The sequence below is a fragment of the Frankia sp. CcI49 genome, assembly GCF_001983215.1.
Classification (GTDB): domain Bacteria; phylum Actinomycetota; class Actinomycetes; order Frankiales; family Frankiaceae; genus Parafrankia; species Parafrankia irregularis.
Genome location: NZ_MOWP01000006.1, coordinates 415,599 through 442,027, shown reverse-complemented (window position 1 = coordinate 442,027; position 26,429 = coordinate 415,599). Strand labels below are relative to the sequence as shown.

The 26,429-nt window shown below is 71.7% G+C and carries 24 protein-coding genes; 15 read left to right on the top strand and 9 right to left on the bottom strand.

Annotated elements, in window-relative coordinates:
• Positions 1 to 12: 12 nt before the first annotated feature.
• Positions 13 to 942, top strand: a complete 930-nt coding sequence (locus CcI49_RS05995; protein WP_054567734.1) for a sigma-70 family RNA polymerase sigma factor — start codon at positions 13 to 15, stop codon at positions 940 to 942.
• A gap of 75 nt (positions 943 to 1,017) precedes the next feature.
• Here CcI49_RS05995 and CcI49_RS05990 read toward each other — a convergent pair whose 3' ends face one another.
• The 4 genes from CcI49_RS05990 to CcI49_RS05975 form a co-directional block, all read right to left on the bottom strand.
• Entirely contained in the window at positions 1,018 to 1,476 is a 459-nt protein-coding gene (locus tag CcI49_RS05990; protein ID WP_054567935.1) for a carboxymuconolactone decarboxylase family protein, read from the bottom strand.
• A gap of 176 nt (positions 1,477 to 1,652) precedes the next feature.
• Positions 1,653 to 2,660 carry an NAD-dependent epimerase/dehydratase family protein gene (locus CcI49_RS05985; RefSeq protein ID WP_083473388.1) on the bottom strand — a complete coding sequence of 336 codons (1,008 nt, stop codon included), beginning with the start codon at positions 2,658 to 2,660 and terminating at the stop codon, positions 1,653 to 1,655.
• Between the two features lie 275 nt (positions 2,661 to 2,935).
• Complete coding sequence (locus CcI49_RS05980; RefSeq protein ID WP_076824832.1) at positions 2,936 to 3,688, bottom strand: SDR family NAD(P)-dependent oxidoreductase; 753 nt, start codon at positions 3,686 to 3,688, stop codon at positions 2,936 to 2,938.
• A 135-nt stretch (positions 3,689 to 3,823) separates the two neighbouring features.
• Positions 3,824 to 4,690: an SDR family oxidoreductase gene (locus tag CcI49_RS05975; protein WP_076824830.1), complete on the bottom strand. Its 867-nt coding sequence runs from the start codon at positions 4,688 to 4,690 to the stop codon at positions 3,824 to 3,826.
• Positions 4,691 to 5,033: 343 nt separating this feature from the next.
• Here CcI49_RS05975 and CcI49_RS05970 point away from each other — a divergent pair, with 343 nt between their 5' ends.
• From CcI49_RS05970 to CcI49_RS05960, 3 genes are all read left to right on the top strand, one after another.
• A complete protein-coding gene (locus CcI49_RS05970; protein WP_054567731.1) occupies positions 5,034 to 5,807 on the top strand; it encodes an enoyl-CoA hydratase-related protein in 774 nt (257 codons plus the stop codon).
• Between the two features lie 51 nt (positions 5,808 to 5,858).
• On the top strand, positions 5,859 to 6,644 hold the full coding sequence (locus tag CcI49_RS05965; RefSeq protein WP_054567730.1) for a class II aldolase/adducin family protein: 786 nt from the start codon (positions 5,859 to 5,861) through the stop codon (positions 6,642 to 6,644).
• A gap of 123 nt (positions 6,645 to 6,767) precedes the next feature.
• Entirely contained in the window at positions 6,768 to 8,210 is a 1,443-nt protein-coding gene (locus CcI49_RS05960) for a GntR family transcriptional regulator (protein ID WP_131831013.1), read from the top strand.
• On the opposite strand, the gene CcI49_RS41955 is transcribed toward CcI49_RS05960, so the two are convergent.
• Genes CcI49_RS41955 through def form a run of 3 tightly spaced genes read right to left on the bottom strand, consistent with a single transcriptional unit; the run spans position 8,185 to position 10,622 of the window.
• On the bottom strand, positions 8,185 to 8,361 hold the full coding sequence (locus CcI49_RS41955) for a hypothetical protein (protein WP_158230713.1): 177 nt from the start codon (positions 8,359 to 8,361) through the stop codon (positions 8,185 to 8,187). The genes CcI49_RS05960 and CcI49_RS41955 overlap by 26 nt on opposite strands.
• 48 nt (positions 8,362 to 8,409) lie before the next feature.
• A complete protein-coding gene (locus CcI49_RS05955) occupies positions 8,410 to 10,059 on the bottom strand; it encodes a rhodanese-like domain-containing protein (RefSeq protein WP_054567728.1) in 1,650 nt (549 codons plus the stop codon).
• The gene (gene def / locus CcI49_RS05950) at positions 10,056 to 10,622 is read right to left on the bottom strand and encodes a peptide deformylase (protein ID WP_054567727.1); all 567 of its coding nucleotides are present in this window, start codon (positions 10,620 to 10,622) and stop codon (positions 10,056 to 10,058) included. Before def ends, CcI49_RS05955 begins: the two co-directional genes overlap by 4 nt.
• Before the next feature lie 159 nt (positions 10,623 to 10,781).
• Here def and CcI49_RS05945 point away from each other — a divergent pair, with 159 nt between their 5' ends.
• The 3 genes from CcI49_RS05945 to CcI49_RS41420 all read left to right on the top strand — a co-directional run bounded on the left by CcI49_RS05945 (position 10,782) and on the right by CcI49_RS41420 (position 17,159).
• Positions 10,782 to 16,304: a diguanylate cyclase gene (locus CcI49_RS05945; protein WP_076824973.1), complete on the top strand. Its 5,523-nt coding sequence runs from the start codon at positions 10,782 to 10,784 to the stop codon at positions 16,302 to 16,304.
• A 104-nt stretch (positions 16,305 to 16,408) separates the two neighbouring features.
• Positions 16,409 to 16,705, top strand: coding sequence for a hypothetical protein (locus CcI49_RS05940; protein WP_131831012.1), 297 nt, complete (start codon positions 16,409 to 16,411; stop codon positions 16,703 to 16,705).
• Positions 16,706 to 17,000: 295 nt separating this feature from the next.
• On the top strand, positions 17,001 to 17,159 hold the full coding sequence (locus tag CcI49_RS41420) for a hypothetical protein (protein ID WP_158230712.1): 159 nt from the start codon (positions 17,001 to 17,003) through the stop codon (positions 17,157 to 17,159).
• Between the two features lie 196 nt (positions 17,160 to 17,355).
• Here the strand turns inward: CcI49_RS41420 and CcI49_RS05935 are convergent, their stop codons facing one another.
• On the bottom strand, positions 17,356 to 17,907 hold the full coding sequence (locus tag CcI49_RS05935) for a hypothetical protein (protein WP_076824826.1): 552 nt from the start codon (positions 17,905 to 17,907) through the stop codon (positions 17,356 to 17,358).
• 324 nt (positions 17,908 to 18,231) lie between these two features.
• On the opposite strand from CcI49_RS05935, the gene CcI49_RS05930 reads away from it, so the two are divergent.
• From CcI49_RS05930 to CcI49_RS05920, 3 genes are all read left to right on the top strand, one after another.
• Positions 18,232 to 18,996, top strand: a complete 765-nt coding sequence (locus tag CcI49_RS05930; protein ID WP_347280102.1) for a methyltransferase domain-containing protein — start codon at positions 18,232 to 18,234, stop codon at positions 18,994 to 18,996.
• Between the two features lie 103 nt (positions 18,997 to 19,099).
• Positions 19,100 to 19,792, top strand: a complete 693-nt coding sequence (locus tag CcI49_RS05925) for an NAD(P)-binding domain-containing protein (RefSeq protein WP_054567722.1) — start codon at positions 19,100 to 19,102, stop codon at positions 19,790 to 19,792.
• A gap of 107 nt (positions 19,793 to 19,899) precedes the next feature.
• A complete protein-coding gene (locus tag CcI49_RS05920) occupies positions 19,900 to 20,385 on the top strand; it encodes a hypothetical protein (RefSeq protein WP_054567721.1) in 486 nt (161 codons plus the stop codon).
• 801 nt (positions 20,386 to 21,186) lie between these two features.
• Here CcI49_RS05920 and CcI49_RS05915 read toward each other — a convergent pair.
• Positions 21,187 to 21,495 (bottom strand): HypC/HybG/HupF family hydrogenase formation chaperone, encoded by a 309-nt coding sequence (locus CcI49_RS05915; protein ID WP_076824824.1) that lies wholly within the window; start codon positions 21,493 to 21,495, stop codon positions 21,187 to 21,189.
• A 275-nt stretch (positions 21,496 to 21,770) separates the two neighbouring features.
• On the opposite strand from CcI49_RS05915, the gene CcI49_RS05910 reads away from it, so the two are divergent.
• Genes CcI49_RS05910 through CcI49_RS05890 form a run of 5 tightly spaced genes read left to right on the top strand, consistent with a single transcriptional unit; the run spans position 21,771 to position 26,370 of the window.
• Positions 21,771 to 22,946, top strand: a complete 1,176-nt coding sequence (locus CcI49_RS05910) for a hydrogenase small subunit (RefSeq protein ID WP_054567719.1) — start codon at positions 21,771 to 21,773, stop codon at positions 22,944 to 22,946.
• Positions 22,943 to 24,664 (top strand): nickel-dependent hydrogenase large subunit, encoded by a 1,722-nt coding sequence (locus CcI49_RS05905; RefSeq protein WP_076824823.1) that lies wholly within the window; start codon positions 22,943 to 22,945, stop codon positions 24,662 to 24,664. The genes CcI49_RS05910 and CcI49_RS05905 overlap by 4 nt, the downstream gene beginning before the upstream one ends.
• Positions 24,661 to 25,506 carry a cytochrome b/b6 domain-containing protein gene (locus tag CcI49_RS05900; RefSeq protein WP_241839914.1) on the top strand — a complete coding sequence of 282 codons (846 nt, stop codon included), beginning with the start codon at positions 24,661 to 24,663 and terminating at the stop codon, positions 25,504 to 25,506. The genes CcI49_RS05905 and CcI49_RS05900 overlap by 4 nt, the downstream gene beginning before the upstream one ends.
• Positions 25,503 to 26,057 carry a HyaD/HybD family hydrogenase maturation endopeptidase gene (locus CcI49_RS05895; RefSeq protein WP_054567717.1) on the top strand — a complete coding sequence of 185 codons (555 nt, stop codon included), beginning with the start codon at positions 25,503 to 25,505 and terminating at the stop codon, positions 26,055 to 26,057. The genes CcI49_RS05900 and CcI49_RS05895 overlap by 4 nt, the downstream gene beginning before the upstream one ends.
• Positions 26,050 to 26,370, top strand: coding sequence for a hydrogenase/urease maturation nickel metallochaperone HypA (locus tag CcI49_RS05890; protein WP_006544188.1), 321 nt, complete (start codon positions 26,050 to 26,052; stop codon positions 26,368 to 26,370). The genes CcI49_RS05895 and CcI49_RS05890 overlap by 8 nt, the downstream gene beginning before the upstream one ends.
• The last annotated feature ends 59 nt before the right edge of the window (positions 26,371 to 26,429 follow it).

Below are 26,429 nucleotides of genomic sequence, written 5' to 3'. Positions count from 1 at the left end.
GGCGGTGGGTCGGTGACTGGGCTGGAGCTGTTGGCGGAAAGGTTCGGTGAGCAACGGCCGTACCTGCGGTCGGTCGCGTACCGCCTGCTCGGCTCGTGGGACGACGCGGACGACGCGGTGCAGGAATGCTGGGTCCGGCTGAGCCGATCCGACGTCGGCGAGGTGCTGAACCTGCGGGCCTGGCTCACCACCGTCACCAGCCGGATCTGCCTGGACATGCTGCGGGCCCGGGCAAGCCGGCGGGAGCAGTCCCTCGATGGCGATGTGCCCCTGGACGTACACCTGCCCGATCCGGTCGTCGCCCCGGTCACGGGCGCCGACCCCGAACACGAGGCGCTGCTCGCCGACGCGGTCGGGCTCGCCCTGGACGTCGTCCTCGGGACGCTCAGCCCGCCCGAGCGGATCGTCTACGTCCTGCACGACCTGTTCGCGGTCCCGATGGCCGACATCGCCGTGATCCTCGGCCGGACACCGGCGGCCACGAAACAGCTCGCGAGCCGCGCCCGCCAACGGGTCCAGGGCAACGCCCTCGGTGGCGACCGCGCGCGGCAGCCGGCAACGGCGGCGGACCGGACCGCTGACCACGCGGTGGTCCAGGCGTTCTTCACGGCCGCACGGGCCGGTGACTTCGAGGGCCTGCTCGGCCTGCTGGCCCCGGAGGTCATCATGCGCGCCGACGGCGGCTCGGACCGGCCGTCCGTCACCGCGGTGGTGCGGGGTGCGGCAGCGGTGGCCCGCCGAGCGCTGATGTTCGCCCGGCCGGACGCAGCCGTCCACCCGGTGCTGGTCGACGGCGCAGCGGGCGTGGTCGTGACCGTCGCCGGGACGCCGTTGTCGGTCATGGGCTTCGCGGTACGTGCCGGTGTCATCGTCGCGATCGACGTGCTGGCCGACCCGGCCCGCCTCGAACGGCTGCGCCTACCGGACCTGCCCGTGACATAGGCGTTTCTGTGGGGCGGTGCGGTGCGGGGCGGTTCCGCGGAACCGCCCCGCACCGGCGACGACCACCTGATCTGGTCAGCTCCAGGTCGTGCCCGCGGGCTCCTTGATCGTGGTGTTGATCCGGTTGAAGAAGTTCGTCGTCGCGATCATCAGGATGATGGCGGCGAGCTGCTGCTCGTCGTAGTGCTTCGACACCTCGGCCCAGATCTCGTCGGTGACCTGACCGGGCCGGTCGCTCAGGCGGGTGACCGCCTCGGTGAGCACGAGTGCGGCCCGCTCGGCGTCGTCGAACAGCGGCGAGTCGTACCAGCCGGCCGTCGCGTGCAGCCGATCGTCGCTCTCCCCGGCCTTGCGGGCGTTCGTCACGCCCGCGTGCACGCAGGCCCCACAACCGTTGATCTGGCTCGCCCGCAGATGAACGAGCTCCATCGTCCTCGGGTCGACCCCGCCCGCGGCCATCGCCTTGTACAGGGCCTGTATCGCCTCCATGCCGTGCGGCAGCAGCAGCGCCGGGTTCTTCATCCGTGCCTGCATCGTCATCCTCTTTCACTCCTCGCCGAGATGTTCCTTCTCGCGGCTGACAGGGAGGAGACGGACGGGATCGCACGGAGGTAACACCGCGGCCGCGGGCTGGCCGACCGCGTCGGCTGGGCGGGCGCAGCGGCCCCGGTGGCTGAGCCGAGCCCGGGGCCGCGGCAGTCCGCCTCGCGTCAGGCGGCCTGGGCCTTCGTGCGGTCGCGCTCGAGGTAGAAGTTGGCGGCCTCGCGGATCTCGTCGGCGGTGGGGGAGGGCTCCCAGCCCAGCTCGCGCGTGGCCTTGCTGTGATCCAGCGGAGGCATGAAGTGCATGAGCCGCACGCTCACGCTGTTCATCACGGTGTCGCGCCGCAGCACCTTCTGCCCGAAGTCGCCGAGGCGGCCGATGACCTTCATCACCGGGATCGGGATCCCGATCCGCGGCGGCTTCACCCCGCCCGTCTCGGCGGCGATCGTCACCAGTTCCTTCCAGGTCATGTAGCTCTCGCTGATGATGTACCGTTCGCCGACCCGGCCCTTCTCCGCGGCGAGCAGGAACGCGCGGGCGGCGTCCCGGATGCCGACGACCTCCATCGACGCCTTGCCGAAGTAGATCGGCATCTTGCCGCGGGCGGCGTCGGCGACCAGCTGGCCGTGCGGTGAGGCGTGGTCGGGAGCCCCGTAGGTCGTCGAAACGTTCATCACGACCCCGGGCAGGTCACGCTCGCGGCAGTACTGAAGGACGAGGTCCTCGGCGTCGGCCCGGGCCTGGATGTACGGCCCGCCCAGGTGCTTCCAGGTGTTCGGGTCGTCCTCGTCGGCCGGGCCACCGTCGTCGGAGCGGCCGATCGTGCCGACGGTGCTGCAGAACACGAAGCGTCGCACCTTCGCCTCGACCGCGGCGTCGAGCGCGTGCCGCAGCCCCTCGACGTTCGTCGCGAACAGCGGTGCCGGGTCACGCAGCCAGGCCCGGGCGTCGACGATGCAGTAGTAGACGGTGTCGACCCCGCGCATCGCCTCCACCAACGCGGCGTCGTCGGTCAGCTCGCCGTGGACGCGCTCGACCTGCAGGTCGTCGAAGGCCACCGTCGAGCTGGTCCTGCGGATCCAGACCCGCACGTCGTCGCCGCGCTCCGCCAGCTGCCGCGTCACATGCGAACCGAGGAAACCGCTCGCACCCATCACCAGTTGCGTGTCGGCCACGAACCGACCTCCTTCTCACCCGAGCTGCCGATCTGCCGATGTGGCGGCCTACCGACCTGCGGACACCTGCGGCGGTCTCGTCGACGAGCCCGAGAACGTCGTGTTCAAGCGCGTTCATACACGTTGTCGGGATTGTCGCGCACCTGCTCGGTGCGCTGCCCGGCTGGCGCCCGGATGCGGGCCGCGACATCCGCACCGAGGGCGACGACCCTGGCAGACGCACCGCCGTGTCCGTCGACGGTGTCCGCGTGGCGGGTGCGGACACCGTATGCGGCTCAGTTCATGGTGGAGCCGCCGTTGAGGTTGATCGTCTGGCCGGTCAGCCACGAGGTCTCCTCGGCCGCGAGGAAGACGACGGCGGCACCGACGTCGGTGGGTGTGCCGAGGCGCCCTGTCGGGACCATGCCCGCCAGGGCCCGGGTGACATCGGGGTTCTCGGTCGAGTTGTCCATCATCCCGAGGGCCAGGGTGTTCGCGGTGATCCCCTCCTTCGCGACCTCCTGGGAAAGGTGCCGGACGAAGCCCTCGATGCCGCTCTTCCCCGCGCCGTACAGGGCGACGCCGATCGCCAGGCCCGTGCGCCCGGCTCCGGAGGAGATCTGGATGACGCGGCCCCAGTGTGCGCTGACCATGTCCTCGATCACCGCGTGGATGCAGTTCAGGGATCCGAAGATGTTGATGTCCACCGGGCCGCGCCACAGCGCGGGATCGAGCGCGCGGAACGGCCGGGCGACCATGTCGGAATGGATTCCGGCGTTGTTGACGAGGATGTCGACCGGGTGCCCGAACGCCTCGCCCGCGGCGGCGACGCCTGCTCGCACCGCGTCGGGATCCAGCACGTCGAAGGGGACCGCGACCGCCCTGCCGCCGGCGGCCTCGATCTCGTCTCGGACCGCTTCGGCGCGGTCGGCGACGAGATCGTTCACGGCGACCGCCGCCCCCTGTGCGGCCAGGGCCCGCGCCGCGCCCGCGCCCATGTTCTGGCCGGCTCCGGTCACGAGCGCCACGTGTCCATCGAGTTCGAACATTGCCAACTCCTCGTGTTCGGTGGTTGATGGTGCGTCGTCGGTGGCTGCCGCCCGGTCGGATCGCGGCCAGCCGTCGGCACCGGCTCAGGCCGGCGAGTGACTCAGGCCGGCAGGTGAGCCAGGCAGGTGGGCGGCTCAGGCCGGTGGGTGGCGCAGGCGGGCCCGGTTGATCTGGTGCGGCTGCCAGCCGTCGACCAGGGCGGAGCCGTCGAGGGTGCGGACCGGGCGGGCGAGTTCGACGAGCAGGGAGAGGCTGTAGGCGAGCCGGCCGGTGAGAGCGGGCGGTGGCGGGCAGCTGGCGAGGGCGAGGGCGGCCTCGGCCATGGTCTCGACCGGCTCGGTGACGTCGTCGGGATAGGGCCAGTCGTCGCGGACCTTCACGGCGCCGTCGGGGGAGAGCACGTTGACGGCGATGCCGTCGGCGACGGTTTCGGCGGCCAGTGCGGTGCTGAGCCGGTGCAGGGCGGCCTTGGACGAGCCGTACAGTGATCCGCGCATGTTCGGCGGGGTGTCGCGGTAGGGCGGTCCGACGGGGTGCTCGCCGGCGAACGAGCCGATGTTGATGATCCAGCCGGTGCCGCGGCCGCGCATGCCGGGCAGGGCCTGGCGGCAGAGGTCCCAGGGGGAGCGCAGGTTGACCTCGAGCACGTGGTCGATCGCCTGGTCGGTGACGTCGAGGAAGGGCGCGAAGCCGCCCGCCCCGGCGTTGTTGACCAGGATGTCGATCGGGCCGAGAGCTTCCTCCGCCCGGCGGACCAGGCCGGAGCGTCCGCCGTCCGGGCGGGACAGGTCCGCGGTGAGGGCGACCGCTTTCCCGCCGGCCGCCTCGACGGCGCGCAGAGTGTCGGCCAGCGAGCCGGGCCCGTCGCTGGCCTCCTCCCGGTCGGTGCGTGCGGTGATGGCGACCGCGGCGCCGGCGGCGGCGAACCGGRTGGCGATGGCCGCGCCGATACCCCGGCTGGCTCCGGTGACCAATGCGCGGCGACCAGCGAGATCGTCCATGTTGTGACTCCTTTCGACGGGTTCCGCGTCGCGGGCTCGCGTCAGGCGGCCGCCTGACGCCCACCGCCACGGTCCAGCCGAACCGCTGTGGCCGGTCCGGAGCGAGTGGCCAGCCACAGCGAGTGGCCAGCCACAGCGGCCGTGCGCGGCGGACCTCGGCGATCAGTCGCGGGCGAGGCGACCGGTCGTCCGCCTGAGGACCGCGCCGGACGGCCGAACTGTATGATTCATACCATGTGGAATCTGGATCAGCACCCGGATCTGCGCCGGGTCCGGCCGTCACCCTGGGCGGAGGCAGGCCTGCCGGCGATCCCCGCCCATGCGGCTCCGCGGAAGAACTCCGATGACGGTGCGTGACGGCGCGCTGGTCCTGGTGGACCTGGCCGACGACGGAGTCGCCCGGCTGACGCTGGATGACCCAGGCCGGCGCAACGCCCTCTCCCTCGAGATGAGCACCGCGCTGGCGAGCGCCGTCACGGGGGTGCTGGCAGCGGGCGCGCGGGCGATCGTCCTCACCGCCACGCCGCCGGTGTTCTGCTCCGGCGGCTCGCTGGACGACCTGCTCAAACCCGAGGTTCCGTTGCGCGAGATGTACGAGGGCTTCCTCCGTCTCGCCGCGGCGCCGGTTCCGACGATCGCCGCCGTGTGCGGCCCCGTCGTCGGCGCGGGCCTGAATCTGCCGATGGCCTGCGATGTCGTCCTGTGTTCGCCGTCAGCGGTCTTCGACCCACGCTTTCTTGACGTGGGCATTCATCCGGGTGGAGGTCACCTGTGGCGGCTGTCGAGGCTGGTGGGTGTCCAGGGTGCCGCGGCGCTCGTCCTGCTCGGTGACAGGCTGACCGGGGACGAAGCCGCCGCGCGCGGGCTTGCGTGGCGCTGCGTGCCGGAGGATGACCTGCTCGGCACGGCCCAGGCGCTCGCGCGGCGGGCGGCGGGGCGTGACGCCGAGCTGGTGGTTCGGACCAAGCAGTCACTGCGGGCCAGCGTCGCGTTGAGTGATGCGAAGGCGGCGATGGAGCTTGAGCTCGCCGCGCAGGAGTGGGCGGTGTCCCGGCCCGGATTCACCGAGCGGGTGGCCGCGATCCGAGACCGCATCCGCCGGGGCGCCGCGAGGTAGGGCGTTCGGAGGTCAGCCGAGTCGATCTGTGCGGTAGGTGAGGAGCGCGAGATGGCTGGATTCGTCACCCGCAAGCCCCCGAGCTTCAGCTCGGTCGACCAGGAACGACTGCACCGCAAGCAACGGTTGGCGGCGGCCTTCCGGGTGCTCGGCCGGTCCGGGTTCAACGAAGGCGTCGCCGGGCATGGCAGCGTCCGCGACCCGGAGCTGCCCGACCACTACTGGGTGAATGCCTACGGGCAGAGCTTCCGCCAGATCAAGGTGTCCGACCTGTGCCTGGTCGATGGCTCGGGCACGGTCGTGAGTGGCCCGAACAAGGAGCCCGGTGCCCGCAACCTGGTCGCCTTCGCCGCGCTGACCATTCACGGCGCCGTCCACGACGCCCGCCCCGACGTCGTCTCGGCCGTCCACACCCACGGCATGTACAGCCGGACGTGGGCCGCGCTCGGCCGCCCCCTGGACCCGATCTCCCAGGACGCCTGCGCCTTCTACCAGGACCAGGGCCTTCTCGACGACTACACCGGCGTGGTGCTCGAACAGGAGGAGGGCAGGAGGCTGGCCGCGGCGCTCGGCGACCACAAGGCCGTCCTGCTGCGCAACCACGGTGTCCTGACCGTCGGCCATTCCGTGGACGAGGCGTTCTGGTGGCACCTGAGCTACGAGCGGTGCGCCCAGTCGCAGCTGATGGCGGAGGCGGCCGCCACCGCGCCACATCTCGTCCCGCACGAGGCCGCGGCGCTCACCGCCTCCCAGGTGGGAAGCCACCGCTTCGGCTGGTTCTCCTTCCAGCCCCTCTACGACTGGATCGTCGCCGAGGAGCCCGACCTGCTGGAATGAGCGTGCCGAATCCGGTCGGCCTGCGTCGGCCGGTCGGCCGGTCGGCCGGTCGGTGGGACGGCCGTCCTCCGCGCGGCCGTAGCCTGGCCTGCATGACATTCCCGCGCCTTTCCAGCTCTGGTGGTGAGCTTCCTGCCCCGTGATCCCGGTTCCCGCGGCACACGGCGTTTCCGGACCGCCGCGAGGCGCAACGACGGGGAGGTCGTCGCCGACCACATTCGAACCATGATCGTGTGGGGTGAGCTTCGCAGCGGTGAGCGGCTCGTGCCCGAGGAGATCGCCGAAGAGCTCGGAATCAGCCGTATCCCGGTGCGGGAGGGAATCATCGCGCTGGAACGTGAGGGGTGGGTCGCCGTCGAGCCCCGGCGTGGTTCCTTCGTCCGCGGTATCGACCGCCGCACCGCCCATGATCACTACGTGCTCCTGGGTGCGGTCCACGGTTTCGTCGCGGTCCGAGCGACGCAGCGTGCGCAGGAGGCGGACGTCCGGATGCTCGCGGAGCATGCCCGCCAGATCCGGCGCGCCGGCTGCGTTCATGACACCACCGACGTCTATGACTCCTTCACCACCGTCCTGCGGGCGGCGGCCAGATCGGTGCGTGCCGATCGGCTGCTGCGGGTGCTGCCCGAGTACGCGTCCGCCGACACGTTCGACGACCGCGAGGAGGTGATGCGCATCCAGCGCCACGGCGTCCGCGCGGTCGTCGCGGGGGTCGAGGCCCGGAACACCGCCCAGGCGGCCGCCGCGGCCCGTGAGGTCCACCGCGAGCTGGGAGCCTGCGTCGAGCGGTTCCTCACCAGCCGCGGGATCTTCGCGCGGGAGCCGGGTGACACCGCGCCGCGCTCGCCGGTCCGTTGGCACGGTGCGTTCGGCCGCCGTAGCAGGGCCAGCCGCCTCGCGCCGGTCGACAGCGGTGCCGAGCGTGCGGTTCACCATGTCCGTGAGCAGATCATCCGGGGGGAGCTGGCTCCGCGTCAGCGGCTCGATCGGGAGTCGATCGCCGACGCGATCGGAGTGAGCCGGACGCCGATGCGGGAGGCCGTCGTCGCGCTGGAGCGCGAAGGGTGGATCACGGTCGAACCCCACCGGGGCGCCTTCGTGAACGCCTTCGACGCCGACTACGTCCGGGATCACTACGAGATCTTCGCGATCATCTTCGGTCTCGCGACGACGTTGACCTGTCAACGCGGCGGCGAGGCCGCCGTCGGGCGCCTGCTGACCTTCCAGCCGGCTCTTCGCGCGGCCTCGGATCCTGAATCCTTCGAGCGGGTGAACGCCGAGATCCTCGATCTGATCATCGAGGCGGCGGACAGCCCACCGCTGATCGGCGCGCTGCGCGCCATGCCGGAGATCGTCCCCGACTTCTTCAGGCAGGTGCCGGGCGCGATGCAGGCCCAGGCGCGGGGCTTCGACGAGGTCTGCGCGGCGCTGCGCGACGGCGACACGGATCAGGTCGAAACGGCGTGGTGGTCACTGATGAGCGGGGTGGCTGACCGCGTCGTCGACTTCCTCGACCGTCGGGACCCGGGGGCCACGCGCGTCAGCGCGGCAGGATGCCGGGGTTGAGGATTCCGGCCGGGACGAACGCTGCGCGGACACGGGCGAAGATCTCCCGTTCGGCGGCTTTCCGATCGGGGGTAGCCCACGAGCCCGCCTCGGCGCTGAGCACGACGCGGCCATGTGCCTCGACCGTGTCGGCCCGGCCCGGCCCGGCCACGGCCGTCGTCGTACCCCCTGCCAGCTGGGCGATGTGGGCCGGTGCCCGTCAGATCGGCGCGAAGAAGTGGGTGCCGTCGCGTTCCAGCTGGGCGATCAGGCCGAACTCCCAGTCGAGGTAGGCCTGCATGGCCTCGCGGGCGTTGTCGGTGCCCTCGTACGGCCGGCGGTACCGGTCGGTCGCCGGGGTGAGGAATCGTTGGCCGCCAGCCTCCAGCGTGGCTCCCGACGCCTGCCAGGCCCGTGTGCCGCCCGCCAGCGCGTACACCCGCCCGCTGCCCCCGTGACCGCCGCCGGGTCCACCGGCCGCGCTGTATCCGTCGGCCGCGCCGGGTCCGTCGGCGAGGTCGGCGACCGCCCACCGGGCGAGCTCCCCGGTGGGAGAGGTGATGACCAGGCGTGAATGCGGCGGGAGCGCCTGCCCGGCGGGCCCCAGCTGCGCGCGGATCGCGAACCAGGCCCCCGGCACATGCCCGCGGACGTACTCGCGACTCGGCCCGATGTCCACGACGACGGTCGCGGTGGCCGTCAACGGGGTCGGTCCCGCCAGCCAGGTCGCCAGCTCCGCCGGCTCGACCTCGTCGACGGCCGGCGCCGCGGGCCGCCGCGCGGCCGGCTGCCCCACCTCCGTGAGCGAGGGACCGGGCACCGTGAGGACGTAGGTCTCCCAGCCCATCTGCGCCAGCCACGACGCCGTCATGGCGGCGCGGACGCCGTCGTCGTCGGCGAGCACCAGGCGGGCGCCGCGCACCGGAGCGAAATGGTCCGTCTCCTGCACCAGCTGCCCGCCGGGCGCATGACGGAACCCGGGCAGGTGCCCCGCGACGTACTCGCCCTCGTCGCGGACGTCGAACCGATAGGTGGTGCGCGCCGGGTCGTCGAGGCCCGCCAGCTCGCCGAGCGTCAGCGGACGTACCCCCGCCCGCCGGGCGATCTCCCGCGCGCCGGCCCGGGCGGCCGCGTGGTGCTCCGCCGTCACCTCGGCCGGTGCGCGCCGGGTGGATCCATGGTCGAGCACGAGGCCGGCCAGCTCCCAGCCGATCGTCCCGTTCCGCAGCGCCACCACCGGGTTGGGAACGCCCGCGTTGATGATCGACTGCGTGCCGATGATGCTCCGGGTTCGGCCGGCGCAGTTCACGACGATCGGGGTGCGGGGGTCGGGTGCCAGCTCCCGGATGCGCAGCACGAGCTCACCGCCCGGCACACTCACCGAGGACGGAATGTTCATCGTCTGGTACTCGTCGTAGCGGCGTACGTCGACGACGACCGGCGGCGACTCCCGCAGCAGGCGTCGGACGTCCTGCGCCGACGACGAAGGCGTGTGCCTGACCGCCTCGACCAGCTCGCCGAACGCCTTGCTGGGCACGTTGACGTCCCGGAAGAGCTCGCCGCCGGCCGATCGCCAGCCGGCGAGCCCGCCGGCGAGCGCCCCGGCCTGCGAATAGCCGAGCGTTCTCAGCCGGGCGAGGGCCCGCGGTGCCAGGTCGATCCCGTCGTGTTCCCCGTAGACGACGACGGGCACCTCCAGCCGTGGCACCCGCTCCAGGACCTCCGCCTCCAGCCGGGAGAGCGGCAGGTTCGCCGCCCACAGCGGGTGCTCCTGCGCGAAGGCGTCCTCCTCCCGCAGGTCGAGCAGCGCGATCTCCTCCCGCGCCAGCAGCAGGCGCCGCACCTGCTCGGCGTCGAACACCCGGGTCACGGCTGGCCGGGCCGCGACGAGCCGCGGAAGATCGAGGGAACGGGGCGTGCCGGCCGCACGCCGTCGCGCAGGGCCGCCTGGGCGGCGCGGCGGTCCTCGCCGGTGAGCCGGTCGATGTACAGCCTGCCGTGCAGATGGTCGGTCTCGTGCTGGAAGCACCGGGCGAGATATCCGCTGGCCTGGTAGATGACTGCCGCGCCGGTTGCGTCCACCCCGCGCACGGTCGCGGTGGCGGCCCGGGTCGTCGGGTAGGCATGGCCGGGCACGGAAAGGCAGCCCTCGTCGTCGTGCTGCTCGCCCGGGCCGGTCTCCAGGACCGGGTTCACGACGACGAGCGGCCGGCGGGGGACGGCGACGTCCCGGGGGTCGTACTCGGTGTCGAAGACGAACACCTGCAGGCTGACGCCCACCTGGGGTGCGGCCAGACCGACCCCGGGCGCGGCGTACATCGTCTCGATCATGTTGTCGACCAGGCGCCGCAGAGCTGCGTCGAAGACGGTGACCGGCTCGGCCGGCGTGCGCAGGACCGGGTCGCCGAGGGTACGGATGGGCAACAGTGCCATACCTCAACTGTTACACCCGCCGCTGCCCCCGGCCGGCGGACGGCCTCCACCCTCTGCCGCCGGCATGCGGGCTGCGGGCAGGCGGGTGATAGTGGATGGAAGGCCCGCCCCAGCCGGACCGCGACGAACCAGTGCGGGTCCCGGAAGGAACCCGTGCGCGTGGTGCCTGTCGACATCCCGGGAGTCAGCCTGGGGACGGAACTGGGCCTGGGAGCCTCCGCCGTGGTGTACCGAGCCGAGCGGCAGGGCCGGTGCTACGCGGTGAAGGTGTCCCGGGGTGTCCCGCCGCCCGAGGTGATTCGTTCTTTTCAGCGGGAGGCGACCGTTCTGGCGTGCCTGCGGCATCCCAACATCGCCCGGGTGTTCGCCGCCGGGGAAGCTGACGGACGGCCGTACCTGGTGCTCGAGCTCGTCGAGGGTCAGTCGTTGGCCGACCGGCTCGCCGCCGGCCCCGCCGGCTCAGCCGGCTCCAGCCCGGGCCGTGGGCTGGCCGGCACCGGGCTCAGCCCGCTCACGGTGCCCGCCACCCTGCGCATCGGCCAGGACGTCGCGGGGGCTCTCGCGGCCGCCCACCGGCTCGGCCTGGTGCACCAGGACGTCAAACCGGCCAACATCATGATCGGGTCGGGTGGCCGGGTGATCCTGGTGGACTTCGGGCTGCTGGGCCGCACCGGTGGCGTCGTGCGCGATGAGGCGGTCGGCACCGTCCTCTACAGCGCACCCGAGCAGCTCGGCATGCTGAACCGCCCGGTGGACGCACGTTCGGATCTGTACTCCCTCGGCGTCGTGCTCCACACCTGTCTCACCGGGCGGCCGCCGTTCGAGGCCGACGACGTCGCCGAGCTGATGCGGCTGCACGCGGTCGCGCCGCCCACGGATCCGAGCCGGGTCCGCGCCGACATCCCGCCAGCTCTCGCGGAGGTTGTCGCCACCCTCCTGGCGAAGGATCCGGACGACCGCTTCCAGTCCGCGGACGACCTGGCCGTGGCGCTGGCCGCGGTGGCCGGGCCGCGTGCGCCGGCGGTCGCCGCGCGGGCCGGTCCCTGGCGGCCGTCCGACCAGCCGGTGGGACGAGAGGCGCCGCTGGCGCGGCTGCGGGAGGCCTGGGACCTCACCCGCCGCGGGGCTGGCGAGCGGACGGTCGTGGGCATCGCCGGCGACATGGGCGTGGGCAAGACCCATCTGGTGCGGACGTTCGTCCGCCAGGCGCGCTCGGTGGCGGGCGCGGTCCTGATGGAGGCGAAATGCGCCGAACGGGTCGACGCGCCCTTCGTCACCTTCCACGCCCTGGTGGAGAGCTGGCTGCACGCCCCGGCCGCCCCGCCCGCCGCGGGCGAGACCCCGTCCGCGGCCGCCGGCGCGGGCCGGCGCTCCCAGCTGCGGGCGGCCGCTGGTGCTGACGCTCCCGTCCTCGCCGGCCTGCATCCGGCGCTGGGCGCTCCCGGGCCTCCCCGGGAGGATCAGCCCGGCCCGGCGACCGGTCTCCACCGGCCGGCGTCGGTCACGGCGGGGGACCTGGGCGTCCAGCTCCGGCTGGCCGTCGTGCGGTTCGTCCGGGAGCTGGCCCGGCGCAGCGGCGGCCTGCTGCTGTGGGTGGACGACACCCAGTGGCTCGGGGCCGCGGACCGCCAGCTGCTGGAGGAGGTCGCGAACGACCCGGAGCCGGCGCCGCTGCTCGTCATCGCGACGTCCCGCCGTGCCGACCGGCTGCTGCCGGCGGGCAGATCACGACGGGTCGATCTCCGGCTGGGGCCGCTGGGTGCGCCCGAGGTCGCCGAACTGATCCGTGGCTGTCTCGGCGACGTCGCCGACGAGCGCTTCGTCCGGGATGTGGCGATCCGTTCGGGCGGCTGCCCGCTGGCCGTCTTCGAACTGGTCCGGGCCGTGATCGACGCCGGTCTGATCCGGCCGTCCTGGGACGGTTTCGACGTCGATCGGGACGGGCTCGACTCACTCGCCCTGCCTGACGAGGTGCTGGGCCTGATCCGGCGGCGGGTCGGTGCGCTGGACCGCTCGTCGCTGCCGGTGCTGTGCACCGCGGCYGCGATCGGTCACCAGTTCGACCGTGCGCTGCTCGCCGTGGCGGCCGGTGTGACGCCGGAACACGCGCGGCTGGCCCTCGCCGAGGCGGAGTTCCACCAGCTCGTCACGCCGGTGTCGGACGGCTGCGCGCCCGATCGCTGGTCGTTCGTACATGACTGTGTGCGCGAGGCGCTGCTGTCGACCATCAGCGCCGCCGGTCTCCGCGCGCGGCACGCGGCGATCGCGGACGCGATGGAGTCCTCCGGCGCCGTGCACGGCCCCGACCTGTTCGCCCTCGCTCGGCACGCGGTCAGCGGCGGACTGCCCGCGCCCCGGCTGTACCGCCTCACCCGGGCGGCGGCCGAGGCCGCGGTCGCCGGGCGCGCACCGGTCGAGGCGGAGCGCCTGTTCCGTGCGGCCGCCCAGGCCGCCGCGCGGGCCGACATCGGCCTGGACGCGGCTTTCGAGACGGGCTTCGGCCTGGCCTGTTCCCGCATCGTCCAGCCGCACCGGGCCCGCGCCCATTTCGCCCGAGCCCTGGAGCTGGAGAACGATCCGCTGGCCCGGGCCGCACTGCGCGCGGAGGCGGCCGGCATCGAGCACGGGATGCGCAACTACAGCGCCGCCGCCGATCATGTCCGCCGCGGCCTCGCCGAGGCCGGCCGGCCCATCCCCGGCCCCGTCCTGGTCGGTCCGGTCGCATTCGGCCGGATGCTGTGCGCGCTGGCGATGCGCTGGCCGGCGACGGGTTTCGGGACGGCCACCGGAGCGGCCCGGCGGCGTTACGAGACCGAGCTGCGCCTGCACGAGATCGGCGGGGTCAACGCGCTGTTCCTGTTCGACATCCCGACCTTCCTGTGGCATGTGGGCGGGCTCTATGTGATGAAGCGGGTCGGGTTCGGCGAGCTGTTCATCCGCGGCAACATCATCATCAACTGCGCGGCGGCGGAGCTGGGCTGCGGGCGGACGACCCGCCGCGCGATCAGGACGTTCCGGGCGCTGGCCGAGCAGACCGGCAACCCGGCCCTGGTCGCCGAGGCCGATCTCTACTCGTGCTTCGCGCTCCAGTTCCTCGGCGAGACCACCACCGTCAGCGACCAGCTCGAGGCGACACTGCGCCGGGCGGCCCGCTGGGTCGACGCCTCCCTGTACGACGACGCGGTGACGGCGCTGGCGATGAACTACTCCTACCGGGGCCTGTGGCGCGAAGGCCTCGCCTGCCTGCAGCCGAACGCCTACGGCATCGACTACGTGTTCAACGACATCCGGATCATGCGATCCCGGATGGCGCGCTCGCTCGGCGGTGCCGGCGAGAACCTCGAACCGGTGCTCGCCGCCGTGCCACCCGTACAGGAGGAGGCGGTGCGCGCCTTCATCGTCGACCACAACCTGATCGAGACCGACCTCGAGGAGGCCGGCCTGGACTCGCGCGCCGTCGGCGCGACCTTCGACCGGCTGGTCGCCTCCGCCCAGGCCAAGGGCCGCTCGCCGTGGCGCAGCGTCAAGTTCCACCGGCACTACTGGCTGGTCAGGGCGCGGGGCCGCCTCGAGCAGGCCCGGGCCGCCACGGGCAGCGAACGGGCCGACCGGGCGCGCGTCGCCCGCCGCTGCCTGCGGGAGGCGTTGCCGGCGGCGGCGCTGCCCCTGTTCCGCGCCGACCTGCTCGTCCTCAAGGCCATCGCGGAGCAGGTCGCGGGCCGGCCGCGCCGCGCCCTGCACTGGCTCGCCGCGGCCCAGCACCTCTCGACCCGGCTGGACGCCCCCCGCATCACCTTCGACGTGTACGTGGAACGGGCCCGCTGCCTGCGCTCCCTGGGCCGGGAGGGCCAGGCCCGTGAGGAGGCGGAGTTGGCGCTCACCCTGGCCCGCGGCCGTGGCTGGACCGCCCGCGGACGAGACGTCCGCCGCGAGTTCGGTCTCACCGAAAAGGTGACCAGCCTGGCCAGGGGGCAGGGGACGGTCGGCCTGACCCGGGACCGCCGCCGCCTCGACGCACTGTTGCGGGTAAGCGCCGCCACGACCGGTGCCCTCGACCCCGACGCGGTCGCCGACATCGTTCTCACCGAGATCATCGACATCCTCGGTGCCGACCGGGCCCTGCTCCTGTTCCCCGAGAACACGATGTCCAACGGTCCCGGGAGCGTCACCAGCCCCGGGAGCGTGACCGGCCCTGGCGCCGGTGACGGCCCGCTCGTCCTGCATGCCGGCCGCACCGCCAGGGACGCCGCGGCGACGGAGCCGCCATCCGCGGCCAACTCATCCATGGCTGAGTCGTCCACGGCCGAGTCGTCGACGGACCTTTCGTCCTACGCCCGCAGCATCGTCGCCAGGGTTCACACGGACGGACGTCCCCTGGTCGTCACCGGCACCGCGCAGGGCGCGGCACTGGGCTCCGAAAGCGCCGTCCAGCAGGGGCTGCGCAGCATTCTGGCCGCACCGGTCCCGATCGAGGGCGGCGCCCCGGGCGTGATCTACGTGGACAGCCAGGTCGCCAAGGGCCTGTTCACCGAGGACGACGTCGACGTCCTCGTCACGCTCGCCAAGCAGGTCGGGGTCGCGCTGCGGACCGCGGAGGCCGCGCGCCTGCAGACCCGGCTCGCCACCGAGCGCCGCCAGCGCGAGCTCGCCGAGGTGCTGCGGGACGTCGCCGAGCAGGCCGGGTCCACCCTGCGCTCAAGCGACGTCCTGCGCAGGGTGCTGGCCGCGGCGCGACCGGTGCTGCCGTACGACGACGTGTGGGTCCTCGACCAGGGCGCCGGGTCGGCGATCCGGGTCACCGAGGTCCACGGGGAGGTCGACCCGCGCGCGGTCGGGTCGAGCGTCGAGCACGCGGGTGACGTGCTCGGACCCGCCTTCGCCGGCGCCACGGTCGGGGGAAGCCCGGCCGCGCGGCCCATCCGCCTCCCGGGGGTGCCGGAGCCGCTGCGGAACTGGCTGGCGCTGCCTGCCACCGCGCTGCGCCCCGTACCCGCTGTCGTCGTGCTCGCCACCCACCACGGCGTGACCGGTGGGGTGGACGGGTCGGGCGGGCTGGGAGGTGCGGGCACCGCGGGCGGCCCGGGCGGCGAGGGCGGGGCGGGCCCGCAGGCGGAGGTGGCGCGGATGGTCCTGAACACCGCGGCGACCGCCTACGACAACGCGCGTCTGTACGAGGAGGCCCGGCACTCGGCCGCGACCGACCCCCTCACCGGCCTGCCCAACCGGCGCCACTTCGTCGAACAGGCGACCGTCGAAGCGGACGCACGGCTGCCCGCCGACCGGCCGACCTCCGCCGCCATGATCGACGTCGATCGTTTCAAGCAGGTCAACGACCTGCACGGACACGCGGTCGGCGACGAGGTGCTCGTCGAGATCGCCCGCCGGATCGAACGGTGCCTGCGCCGGGGGGACCTCGCCGGGCGGCTCGGCGGGGAGGAGTTCGCCGTCCTCGTCACCGGTGGCCCCGACGTGGCACACGCCCTGGGGGAGCGCGTCCGCCTCGCCGTCTGTGACCGGCCCGTGCAGACATCCGCCGGCCCGCTGCACGTCACGGTCAGCGTGGGCACCGCGACCGTCGACCCGGACGAGCCCGCGCTGGCCGCGGTGCTCGCGCACGCCGACCAGTCGCTGTACGCCGCCAAGAGCGCCGGCCGCAACCGGACGGTCACCGCCCGCCGCTGATCCACGCGGCCTTGTCGCATGTACCCGTACAGCGAGGTGGCCTCTCTGCGGGAAATTGCGAACAATGTAGTTGTCCGTGTTCCCTTCCCGTAGGGTTCCTGGTGGTGAGAGTGACCGCGTTGAACGACACGGGCCAGACCAGCCAGATCCTGACGGTCTCGACGGGATCGGGGAAGCTTCAGGGAGTGTGGATGGGGAACTACCCGATGCGGGCAGGGGAGGAGGTCGACGTCGAACTCGAAATTCGGCGCCCCCGGTACTGGTCGGATCTCGTCCTGGAGGGGAGGCGGCGGAAGACGTTCGATGGTGCAGAAAACCTTGTTCGCGGGCGTATCGCCGAGGTCTTCGCGGATGGAACGGTAGTACTCGGATTGGGACTTCCATCGTTCTGCTGGAGATGATCGACGATCCGCCCAGGGAGGCGGTTGGCACCTCCGTTCTCCTCCGCGCAGACGATCTGGAGTTCTATCCGACCGGGATATGAACCTCCTGCCACGACGGACGGGCCGCACGAGACGCCGACGTCGCCGGCAGGCATGAACTGCACCGGGTACGGCGGAGACCGGGGCGTTCGCCGGGTACTCGGTTTTCCTCGGCCAACTATCACGTTCCGCTGGCGCCGAACCTGTGAGGTGGGTCTTGGATGACGATCGAAGGGAGGCTCGGATCATCTCTGGTCCTCACGTTGGCCAGCGCATGATCGCCGCTCTCGACCCGAAGGACTCGGTGATAGCAGTGTTTTTTGCAGAAATGAACGGCGATCTGGATTTTGTGGCGGACTACTGGTTCGAGACGTTCCGCGACCTGGAGGAAGCGATCGCCGAAAAGGGCTGGTTGGTCGAGTGGCTGCCGTAGGGCCGCGGAACTCGGTGGGAATCCTGAATCCAGATCGCCGCCATGCCAACCGGAGTCCCGGGAATTCTGCTGACGCCTGGGCGTCGGGTCAGGCCTGGGTTTTCTGATGGGGCAGTACAGCGGGAGACGGACACGCGACCGTCGGTCTCATGGGGGCGGGCTGGGCACCCGAAGATCAGGGACCGGGACTGAACGGTCACCGCTGGCCTCTGGCTCGTCGTGAACCGGCGGGGAGGCTCCAGGTCAGATCGATCGACTCGTCCGGGCCCAGTGCCTGCCAGACAGCTCGCAGAACGTTCAGCCGGGCGACGGCTCGCACCGGCACGTCCGGTGGGAAGGACGGGGTGTCCGTGCGGTAGATCTGCCAGGCCGAGGCGATGTCCGCCGCGCTTGGCGGGGCATCTCGCTCGACCGCGTCGTGCACCGCACCGGCGACGATCTCCGCGAGCCGGATCTCATGTTGGTTGGCCCGCATCAGCTCGCGGGAACGCTGGCGGCTGTCATGGCGGAGCCGGCCGTCGACGACGGTCATGCTGCCGAACATCGCGCCGGCGGCGATGCTGCCCCAGACACCCCGGCTCAGCCTGAACTCCTGCTCGGCCACGAAATGCGCCAGGTCGTGGGGCACGCTGAAGGTCCGGTCATAGGAGTGCATCCGCAGCGACACTCCATCCAAGCGTTCGATGACGGCGACGGACCCGCCGTCGCCACCCTTCGGGCCGTCGACCCGGCGGAAACTCACACGCATCGTGTCAGCCTGAAGCCCAGCCGGCGGCCTGGCGAACCGTTTTCTCGCTGCGCCGCCCCGGCGCCGGACTGGACGGGGTGGTTCTGTCTTGGCTTGAGAGCAAGAAGTGAGGATTTCGGCTGCTGCGGAGCCCTTGGCGGGATCCCGAATTTCGGGCAACCGTTGCTGCCGGGCAAGAGTTGAGGATCCCGGTCGTCAGGACGACGAAAATGCCATGATCTTCGAGTGGCGGCGGGTCCAGTCGCGCCCCTGATCATCGAGACTGACGATCGTTGAGGTGATCCTGCCATATCGAACTCGCGCACCAGGTGCGAAAATGCAGGAGTGACAGCGGCATGGGTGCCAGGCGACTCCGCGAGCACCTTTGACGCTCGGAAGGTGTTCGACCGGGATTACCTCCACTTCTACGCCCCGCGGCTTACGGACCGGCGCAGCGACGCCGAGGCGCAGCTGATCTGGGAACTGCTCGGACTCGAACCCGGGATGGAAACACTCGATCTTGCCTGTGGGCAGGGGCGGATCGCCAATCGCCTGGCGGCTCGCGGGTGCCGGGTCACCGGCCTGGATACTGTGCCGCTGTTCCTCGAAGATGCACGCCGGGACGCCGTCGCGCGAGATGTCGCGGTCGACTACGTCGAGGGTGACATGCGTATGCTGCCCTGGGTGGAACGTTTCGATCGGGTGATCAGCTGGTCCACCTCGTTCGGCTACTTCGATGACACCGCCAACCGGCAGGTTCTCACTCAGGCCGCCAGGGCGCTCAAAACAGGCGGACTGATCGTCTTCGACCTCAACAACCGCGACTGGCTGGTCCGTGAGTTCCAACCGACCATCGTCGTCGAACGAGACGGCGACATGCTCATCGATCGCAACCGGCTCGAACCTCTGACCGGCAGAGTCGTGACCGAACGCATCGTGGTGCGCGAGGGAAGGATCCGCCGCCTCTCGTTCTTCGTCCGGCTCTTCACCTTCACCGAACTGCGCGACTGGCTGCTGGCCGCCGGATTCACCGACGTGGACGGATATGGGAACGACGGTGCACCCCTCTCCTCCGCATGCTCACGCCTCCTTGCCGTCGCGCGTCGCTGATCGCTGGGCACCTTCGACGCGACGGTGGGCTCCGTCCGTGGGCGGGCGATGTCGATCTTCCCGGTGCGGAATGTCGGGCGCGGGACCAGAGGTTGCCGTGAGTATGACGACCCTCGGACTGATCGGTAGCGGAAACATCGGCGGAACGTTGGCGAAACTTGCCATCTCGGCCGGGTATGACGTCGTTCTGAGCAATTCGCGCGGCCCGGAGACCCTGGCCGGCCTGGTGGCCGAACTCGGGCCGCGGGCCCGGGCGGCGACGTCCGCCGAGGCAGGCGCCGCCGGCGACCTGGTGGTGGTGACGGTGCCGCTGCGGGCCTACCTCGACGTCCCGGTCGAGCCGCTCGCCGGCAAGGTGGTCATCGACACCAACAACTACTATCCGGAGCGCGATGGCGTCATCCCTGTTCTCGAGGACGAGTCGACCACGACCAGCGAGCTGCTCCAGGCCCACCTGCCCACCTCGAAGGTGGTCAAGGCGTTCAACAACATCTACTTCAGGCATCTGCTGGAGCTCGCCCGGCCCACCGGCGCTCCGGACCGCGCGGCGCTGGCGATCGTCGGCGACGACCCGGCGGCGAAGGCGACGGTCACCGCGTTCCTCGACGCGATCGGCTACGACACGGTGGACGCGGGCCCTCTCGCCGAGGGCTGGCGCTACCAGCGTGACACCGCGGCCTACGGTCCTCTGTACGCCCCCAACGGCTTCGAGGCGAAGCCCGTGCCGGCCAACGCCGCCGCAGTCCGGGCCGCGCTCGCCGACGCCCGCCGGTACGCGGACCTCGCCAGCGGGTGAGCTCGCCGCCAGGCGCACCCTGAGGTGAACGTCTGGAGCCCGACAGGCCACCATGGCGGCATGCGAGTCATGGCGTTGCCCCGGCACCCCGGTTCCGGGAGCGTGTGATGTCGTCCGAGTTCCCGTCAGCAGGGCTGCCGCCGATCGGTCGTGCCATCGGGCGGGAGGTGACCGCGGCCTGCACGGCCGTCGTCGCGCAGGACCCGGACGCGCTGCACGCGGCCTGCGGCCGGCTGCGGGCGCTCGACGAGCCGCAGGTCCGGGACGTCCTGCACGGGCTGACGCTGGGGCTGATCGAGCAGGTGTTCCCCGACGGTCTCGACGCGGCCGACCTGCGCGCGCTGCTGGGCGATGTCCTGCGCCCAGCAGCGGCGTGGCTGCCGGGCCTGGCGGTCTACCCGGTCGCCGTCGTCGTCACCGGCGTGCTTTCGGTGCACGAGCCGGACGCTCCACCCATCGACGCCGAGGTGCTCCTCACGGCCTGTGCGGTGGTGGTCAGCCACCTGCTCGAACGGCTCGGCGCCCCACTCGACGCCGAGCTGGCCCGCGTCTTCGACGAGCTCCGCCAGGCGCAGACGATGGAGATGCCGTGACTCGGAGGGCACACCTCGGCCGGCGGCGCGGGCGGCGGGCGGGCGAGGTCCGCTGAGCGTCGGCCCGCTCGCGCGCTCGCGCGCTATGTCGGATCCGTGCGCCATTTCCGCGTGGCGGTCCGCAGCGGACGGACCAGGTGTTGCAGGCATGGGTGACATCAGTGTCTGAAACTAGAATCCTCCACATCAACGAGATGAGCCGGGGAGTCGTGCGGGCCCGGGTAATGGCCCCATGGCCCCGCGCTGTGCGCCTACCGCCCTCGACAGCGCTCTCCAGGCGCGACGTGACGACACAGGTCAAGGGCTGACCTGGGACCCGTCCCGTCCGGCCTGAACAGCGCTTTCGCGGCCCCCAGCGGCGCCTTTCGTCCATCGGACGGTCCTGTGTCGGCAAGCTTGCCGGGCCCCGGCGAGCATCGCCGTCGCGGCGGATAAAGAGCTCTTGGTGCCTCTTCCGGAAACCGGGCATCCAGACCTTGACGCCCTTCGCCGAGGAAGGGTGTCAACACCCCTCGGGCGCGAGAAACAATCGGCCCCTTAGTCGTCAGGACGCGACAGACGCGCCCGCACCAAAAGCTGACCAGAACCGTCAGAAATCGCGAAAGTCGACTGCGTGAAGTGACGGCGTGGCTGGGCGGGGCGGTGTTGCAGAGCGGCGTCGAGAGGCGGACGTGCCGAGCAGCGGGACCAGCAGTGCGGGCTGGTCGGTATGGGGGCGCTCGGCGTGGGAACTGGTCACCGCCCCGATGCTGTGCCTGTGCCTGTGCCTGTGTCGGGGCTGGCTAGCGCCCGTGGCCCCGGTCAGGTGGTCGCCGGGCCGCGGCTCGGTTCATGCCGGGGCGGTCGCACCGGGTCGTCCTGGGGAGCGAGCTCGTCCTGGAGGACGTCGCCGAGGGAGCGCAGCAGCTCCAGGGTGCGGTGCGCCTCGGCCTCGTCGACCAGGCTGATGGCGAAGCCGACGTGCACGATGACGTACGCGCCGATCGCCGCGTCGTCGGCGACGTAGGCCAGGCAGACCTCGCGGGTGATCCCGCCGAAGTCGACGGTGCCCATGAGCAGGCCGGCGACGTCGGTCGTCGCGACGATGCGGCCAGGTATCCCGAGGCACACGGCGCCGTGGTCCCCTTCCGGTGCTAGGCCGGATGCCGGTACGAACCGGGATTCCGGGTGAGGGGTTCGGCGGATTTCGAGGCAGCGGCGCTGGTCTGCCGTCCTGCAGTGCATTTTCCGGACCGTTTTCGGCACCGGCAAGGGACGTCTGGCCCGCCCATTCGGCTCTGATGGACTCCCGCGCCCACCCGCTTCGGTTCCTGCGCCGTTGCGTAGCGCTCACTAACGTCCACTCGAGGAGTTTGTGGACGTACCCGGGGCGGGAGGCACCCGAATTGACGAGCGAATCCGGCCGGCCGTTGTCCGCGCGGCTCGCGGGCGCTGGGGTCGACCGACGGTCGTTCCTGAAGTTCTGCGCCGGTATCACCGCGACGCTCGCGTTGCCGGCCCAGCTGGCTCCCCGGGTCGCCTACGCGTTGGACCAGGCCGACCCGCTTCCGGTGATCTGGCTGGAGTTCCAGGACTGCGCCGGTGACACCGAGGCTTTCCTGCGCTCACGTAACCCCACGGTGGGTGATCTCATCCTCGGCATGATTTCGCTGGACTACCACGAAACGGTGATGTCCGCCGCCGGTGAGGCCGCGGAGAAGGCCCGCGACGACACGGTGGCACGCGGCGGCCATCTGGTCGTCGTCGAGGGATCCATCCCGCTGGGAATTCCCGGTTCGTGCACCGTGGGTGGCCAGTCGGCGGAGAACATCCTGCGGGACGCGGTCCGCGGCGCGGCCGGCATCATCAACGTCGGTACCTGCGCGGCCTTCGGTGGGATCCCGGCTGCCGGGCCCAACCCGACCGGTGCGGTGCGGGTCGAGGACGTCGTCGGCGGCGTGCCGGTGGTGAACCTCACCGGCTGCCCCGTCAACGCGGACAACCTGACCGCCACCATCGTGCATTACCTGACCTTCGGCGAGTTCCCCGAGCTCGATGGTTTCAGCCGGCCTCGGTTCGCATACGGGGAGCGTATCCACGACACCTGCCAGCGGCGCGGCCATTTCGATGCCGGYCAGTTCGCCGAGAAGTGGGGCGACGAGGGCCACCGTAACGGCTGGTGCCTGTACCGGCTGGGCTGTAAGGGCCCGAGTACCTTCCACAACTGCCCGAGCGTCCGGTTCAATGGCGGGACGTCCTGGCCGGTGGCGGCCGGGCACGGGTGTGTGGGGTGTTCGGAGCCGGGTTTCTGGGACACCATGTCCCCGTTCTACGACCGGCTGCCGCATGTGGCGACGTCCGGTTTCGACCTCACCGCCGACCAGATCGGTATCGGTGTACTGGCGGCGACGGCGACGGGCTTCGCCTCGCACGGCGTCGGAAAGGTAGTCCAGCACAAGGTGGCCGCGCGCCGGGAGAAACGGGCCGCGGCGGAGCTCGCCGAAAGAGCTGACAGCGAAGAAGCCGAAAACGGGAATGCAAGCGCGGGTGCCGGTGGCGAAGAGACGGGCGAAACGAGATGAGTCGGCTTGTCATCGACCCGGTGACCCGGGTGGAGGGCCACCTGCGGGTCGAGGTGCAGGTGGACGGAGGCCAGGTCACCGAGGCGTACGCGTCCTCGACGATGTGGCGGGGGATCGAGACGATCCTGACCGGGCGCGACCCGCGCGACGCCTGGCTGTTCGCGCAGCGGATCTGCGGGGTGTGCACCACGGTGCACGCGCTGGCGTCGGTGCGGGCGGTGGAGGACGCCGTCGGCGCTGTTCCGCCGCGCAACGCCCGGCTACTGCGGGACATCATCGCCGCGTCACTGTCCGTCCATGACCACGTGGTGCACTTCTACCACCTGCAGGCACTGGACTGGGTCGACCCGACCTCGGCGCTGAAGGCCGACCCGGCGGCCGCCGCGGCACTCGCGCAGTCGATCTCCAACTACCCGCGCTCGACCGCGGGCCTGTTCGCCGCCGTGCAGACCCGGCTCAGGGCGTTCCTGGCGAGCGGGAAGATCGGCCCGTTCACCAACGGCTACTGGGGGCACCCGGCCTACCGGCTCAGCCCCGAGCTGAACCTGATCGCGTTCAGCCACTACCTCGACGCGCTCGACTTCCAGCGTGACTACGTCCGGGTGCACGCCCTGCTCGGCGGGAAGAACCCGCACCCGCAGACCTACGTGGTCGGCGGCATGGCGTCCCCCATCGACCTGAACAGCCAGGACGCGATCAACGACAACACGCTGCAGGAGATCACCCAGATCCTGCAGCGCGGCGTCGACTTCGTCGAGCAGGTCTTCCTGCCCGACCTGGAGGCGATCGCCGCCGCCTACCCCGAGTGGACGACCTACGGCCGGGGGCTGGGCTCCTACATGGTGTTCGGCGACTACTCGCCGTCCCCGCCGCGCATCGCCCGGCCGCCCCGGGACGGGCTGTTCCCCGGCGGGGTCATCCGCGACGGGAACCTCGCCGCGGTGGAGCCGTTCGACCCCTCGGGCATCGCCGAGTCGGTCGCCCACTCGTGGTTCCGCTACGAGAAGTCCGACGCCGCCGGGCTGCCCCCGTGGCTGGGGGAGACCGAGCCGCACTACACCGGCCCGGAGCCGCCGTTCGAGGAACTGGACGTCGCCGGGAAGTACACCTGGCTGAAGGCGCCGCGCTACCAGGGCATCGCCGTCGAGGTAGGCCCGCTGGCCCGGCTGCTCGTCGGCTACGGCACCGGGGACGCCCGGCTGCGCCCGATCGTCCAGGGGGCGCTGGACCGGTTGCACCTGCCGCCGGAGGCGCTGATGTCGACCCTCGGCCGGGTGCTGGCCCGAGGCCTGGAGACCCAGCTGATGGCTCGGCACGCCCTCGATCTCGTCGCCGAGCTGCGGGACAACGTGGGCGGCGGCGACCTGGCAATCGCCGACACCGGCCGGTGGCGCCCGACGTCCTGGCCGGACGGCACGCTGCGCGGCGTCGGCTTCCACGAGGCTCCCCGGGGCGCGCTGTCGCACTGGGTCGTCATCGAGAACGACCGCATCCGCAATTACCAGGCGGTGGTGCCGACCACCTGGAACGCCAGCCCCCGCGACGCCGCCGGCAACCCCGGCGCGTACGAGGCCGCCCTGGTCGGCACCCCCGTCGCCGACCCGCACCGGCCGCTGGAGGTGCTGCGGACCCTGCACTCGTTCGACCCGTGCATGGCCTGCGCCGCACATCTCTACGACATCGACGGCCGCGACATCATCGAGGTGCGGGTCCAGTGACCGCCCCCGCCCCCACCGGCGCCGGGGCGAAGAAGGACGTCGGGAGCAGGAAGGCCGTCGAGAACGGCAAGGACGGYCACGGCCACGGCCACGGCGACGGCGACGGCCACGGCGACGTCGCAGGCGCGGACAGGGGCGGGGCGCCGGAGTTCGTCCGGGTGCGGGTCTGGGACCTGCCCGTCCGGCTGATCCACTGGCTGCTCGTGCTGGACCTCGTCGTCCTGTCCGCCACCGGTTTCCTCATCGGGACCCCGGCCATCGACCCGGGCGGCCACACCTACTGGATGTCGTGGACGAGGAACATCCACAAGGTCACCGCGTACCTCTTCATCGCGCTGATCCTGGGCCGCGTCATCTGGCATCTGCGCTCGCCGAACCCCTGGTCGCGCTGGACGGAGTGGATACCCGCCAGCCGGGAACGGATCGGCCAGATCGTGCCGTCGGTGCGGTTCTACACGTTCCTCACCCGCGAGGCGCCTCCGGTCGTCGGCCACAACCCGCTCGCCGGCCTCACGTACTGCGTGCTTTACACGATGTTCGGCGTCGAGATCGTCACCGGCCTGGTGCTGTGGGGTGTCGAGGGCAACGGCTGGGCGTCCTGGCTCACCGGCTGGCTGCTCCACGTGGTCCCGCTGCCGACGATCCGCCTCGTCCACCATCTGATCATGTGGCTGACCTGGGGCTTCATGATCCACCACCTGTACAGCGCGATCCTCGTCGACCGGGTGGAGGGCACCGGGGTGCTCAGCTCGATCTTCTCCGGCAACAAGTTCCTGCCGAAGGAGCACATGAAAGGCCACGAGAAGGACCACGAGAAGGACCCTGTAGAGGACTACCAGTGACGGCGTCGGCCGCTCCCCGTGAGCCCACCTCCGTGGACGTCCTGCGCCAGCCGCCGCCCGACGGCCAGATGGACGCGCCCGTCCTGGTGTTGGGCATCGGCAACGAGCTGCTCGGCGACGACGGCGTCGGCGTCGTCGCCGCCCGCCAACTACAGCAGCCGGCGATCCCCGCCGTCGACGTCCTCGACGGCGGGACCCTCGGTCTGATGCTCATGCCCTACCTGGCCGGCCGGCACGCGGTGCTCATCATCGACGCCGTGTCCACCGAGCACGGCCGGCCCGGCGACGTCGTCGTCCTCGCCGACGGGGACGTCCGCCGCGGCCACGGCGTGCGTGCCACCGCCCACGACATCGGCCTCGTCGACGCGCTGGCCGCCACCGAGCTCGCCGGCTGCGCGCCGCGGCACGTCGCGCTGGTGGGCATCGTGCCCGAGTCCATCACCGACCGCTGGGGCCTCAGCGCCCTGATCGACTCGCGACTGGACGTCCTGGTCGCGGTCGCCCGTTCCGTTCTGACCACGTGGAAGGTGGAGGTTCCCGGACATGCATGAGGCAGGACTGGCCCGCGCCGCGGTCACCGCCATCATCGAGGCGAGTGAAGGGGCTCCGGTGCGCACCGTGGTCCTCGCCGCGGCCACCGGGGTCGACATCGCCTCGGCCACCGCCGCCTGGCAGGCCGCCGCGGCCGGCACCAGCCTGGAGACCACCGACCTGTGCTGGCAGCGCGCCGCCGACCGGCTGCGCTGCTTCGCCTGCGGGCACGAGTACGACGGCGCCCGGCTCGATCCCTGCACCGCCTGCGGCGGCAACGGCCTCGTCGTCGCCCCGGCCGACGAACTGGCCGTGATCAGCTGGACGCACTGAGTATGCCCGGGCGTCGGGCTTGGCGGGCTTGTTCCCGAGCCCGACGCGGAATCCAGGCG

Excerpts from the sequence above, each read along its gene's own strand:
- CcI49_RS41420 (WP_158230712.1), top strand. The coding sequence starts at position 17,001 with ATGATCGCCGCTCTCGACCCGAAGGACTCGGTGATAGCAGTGTTTTTT.
- CcI49_RS05935 (WP_076824826.1), bottom strand. The coding sequence starts at position 17,907 with ATGCGTGTGAGTTTCCGCCGGGTCGACGGCCCGAAGGGTGGCGACGGC.
- CcI49_RS05965 (WP_054567730.1), top strand. The coding sequence starts at position 5,859 with ATGGCTGGATTCGTCACCCGCAAGCCCCCGAGCTTCAGCTCGGTCGAC.
- CcI49_RS05970 (WP_054567731.1), top strand. The coding sequence starts at position 5,034 with ATGACGGTGCGTGACGGCGCGCTGGTCCTGGTGGACCTGGCCGACGAC.
- CcI49_RS05890 (WP_006544188.1), top strand. The coding sequence starts at position 26,050 with ATGCATGAGGCAGGACTGGCCCGCGCCGCGGTCACCGCCATCATCGAG.
- CcI49_RS05990 (WP_054567935.1), bottom strand. The coding sequence starts at position 1,476 with ATGCAGGCACGGATGAAGAACCCGGCGCTGCTGCTGCCGCACGGCATG.
- CcI49_RS05905 (WP_076824823.1), top strand. The coding sequence starts at position 22,943 with ATGAGTCGGCTTGTCATCGACCCGGTGACCCGGGTGGAGGGCCACCTG.
- CcI49_RS05920 (WP_054567721.1), top strand. The coding sequence starts at position 19,900 with ATGTCGTCCGAGTTCCCGTCAGCAGGGCTGCCGCCGATCGGTCGTGCC.
- def (WP_054567727.1), bottom strand. The coding sequence starts at position 10,622 with ATGGCACTGTTGCCCATCCGTACCCTCGGCGACCCGGTCCTGCGCACG.
- CcI49_RS05980 (WP_076824832.1), bottom strand. The coding sequence starts at position 3,688 with ATGTTCGAACTCGATGGACACGTGGCGCTCGTGACCGGAGCCGGCCAG.
- CcI49_RS05925 (WP_054567722.1), top strand. The coding sequence starts at position 19,100 with ATGACGACCCTCGGACTGATCGGTAGCGGAAACATCGGCGGAACGTTG.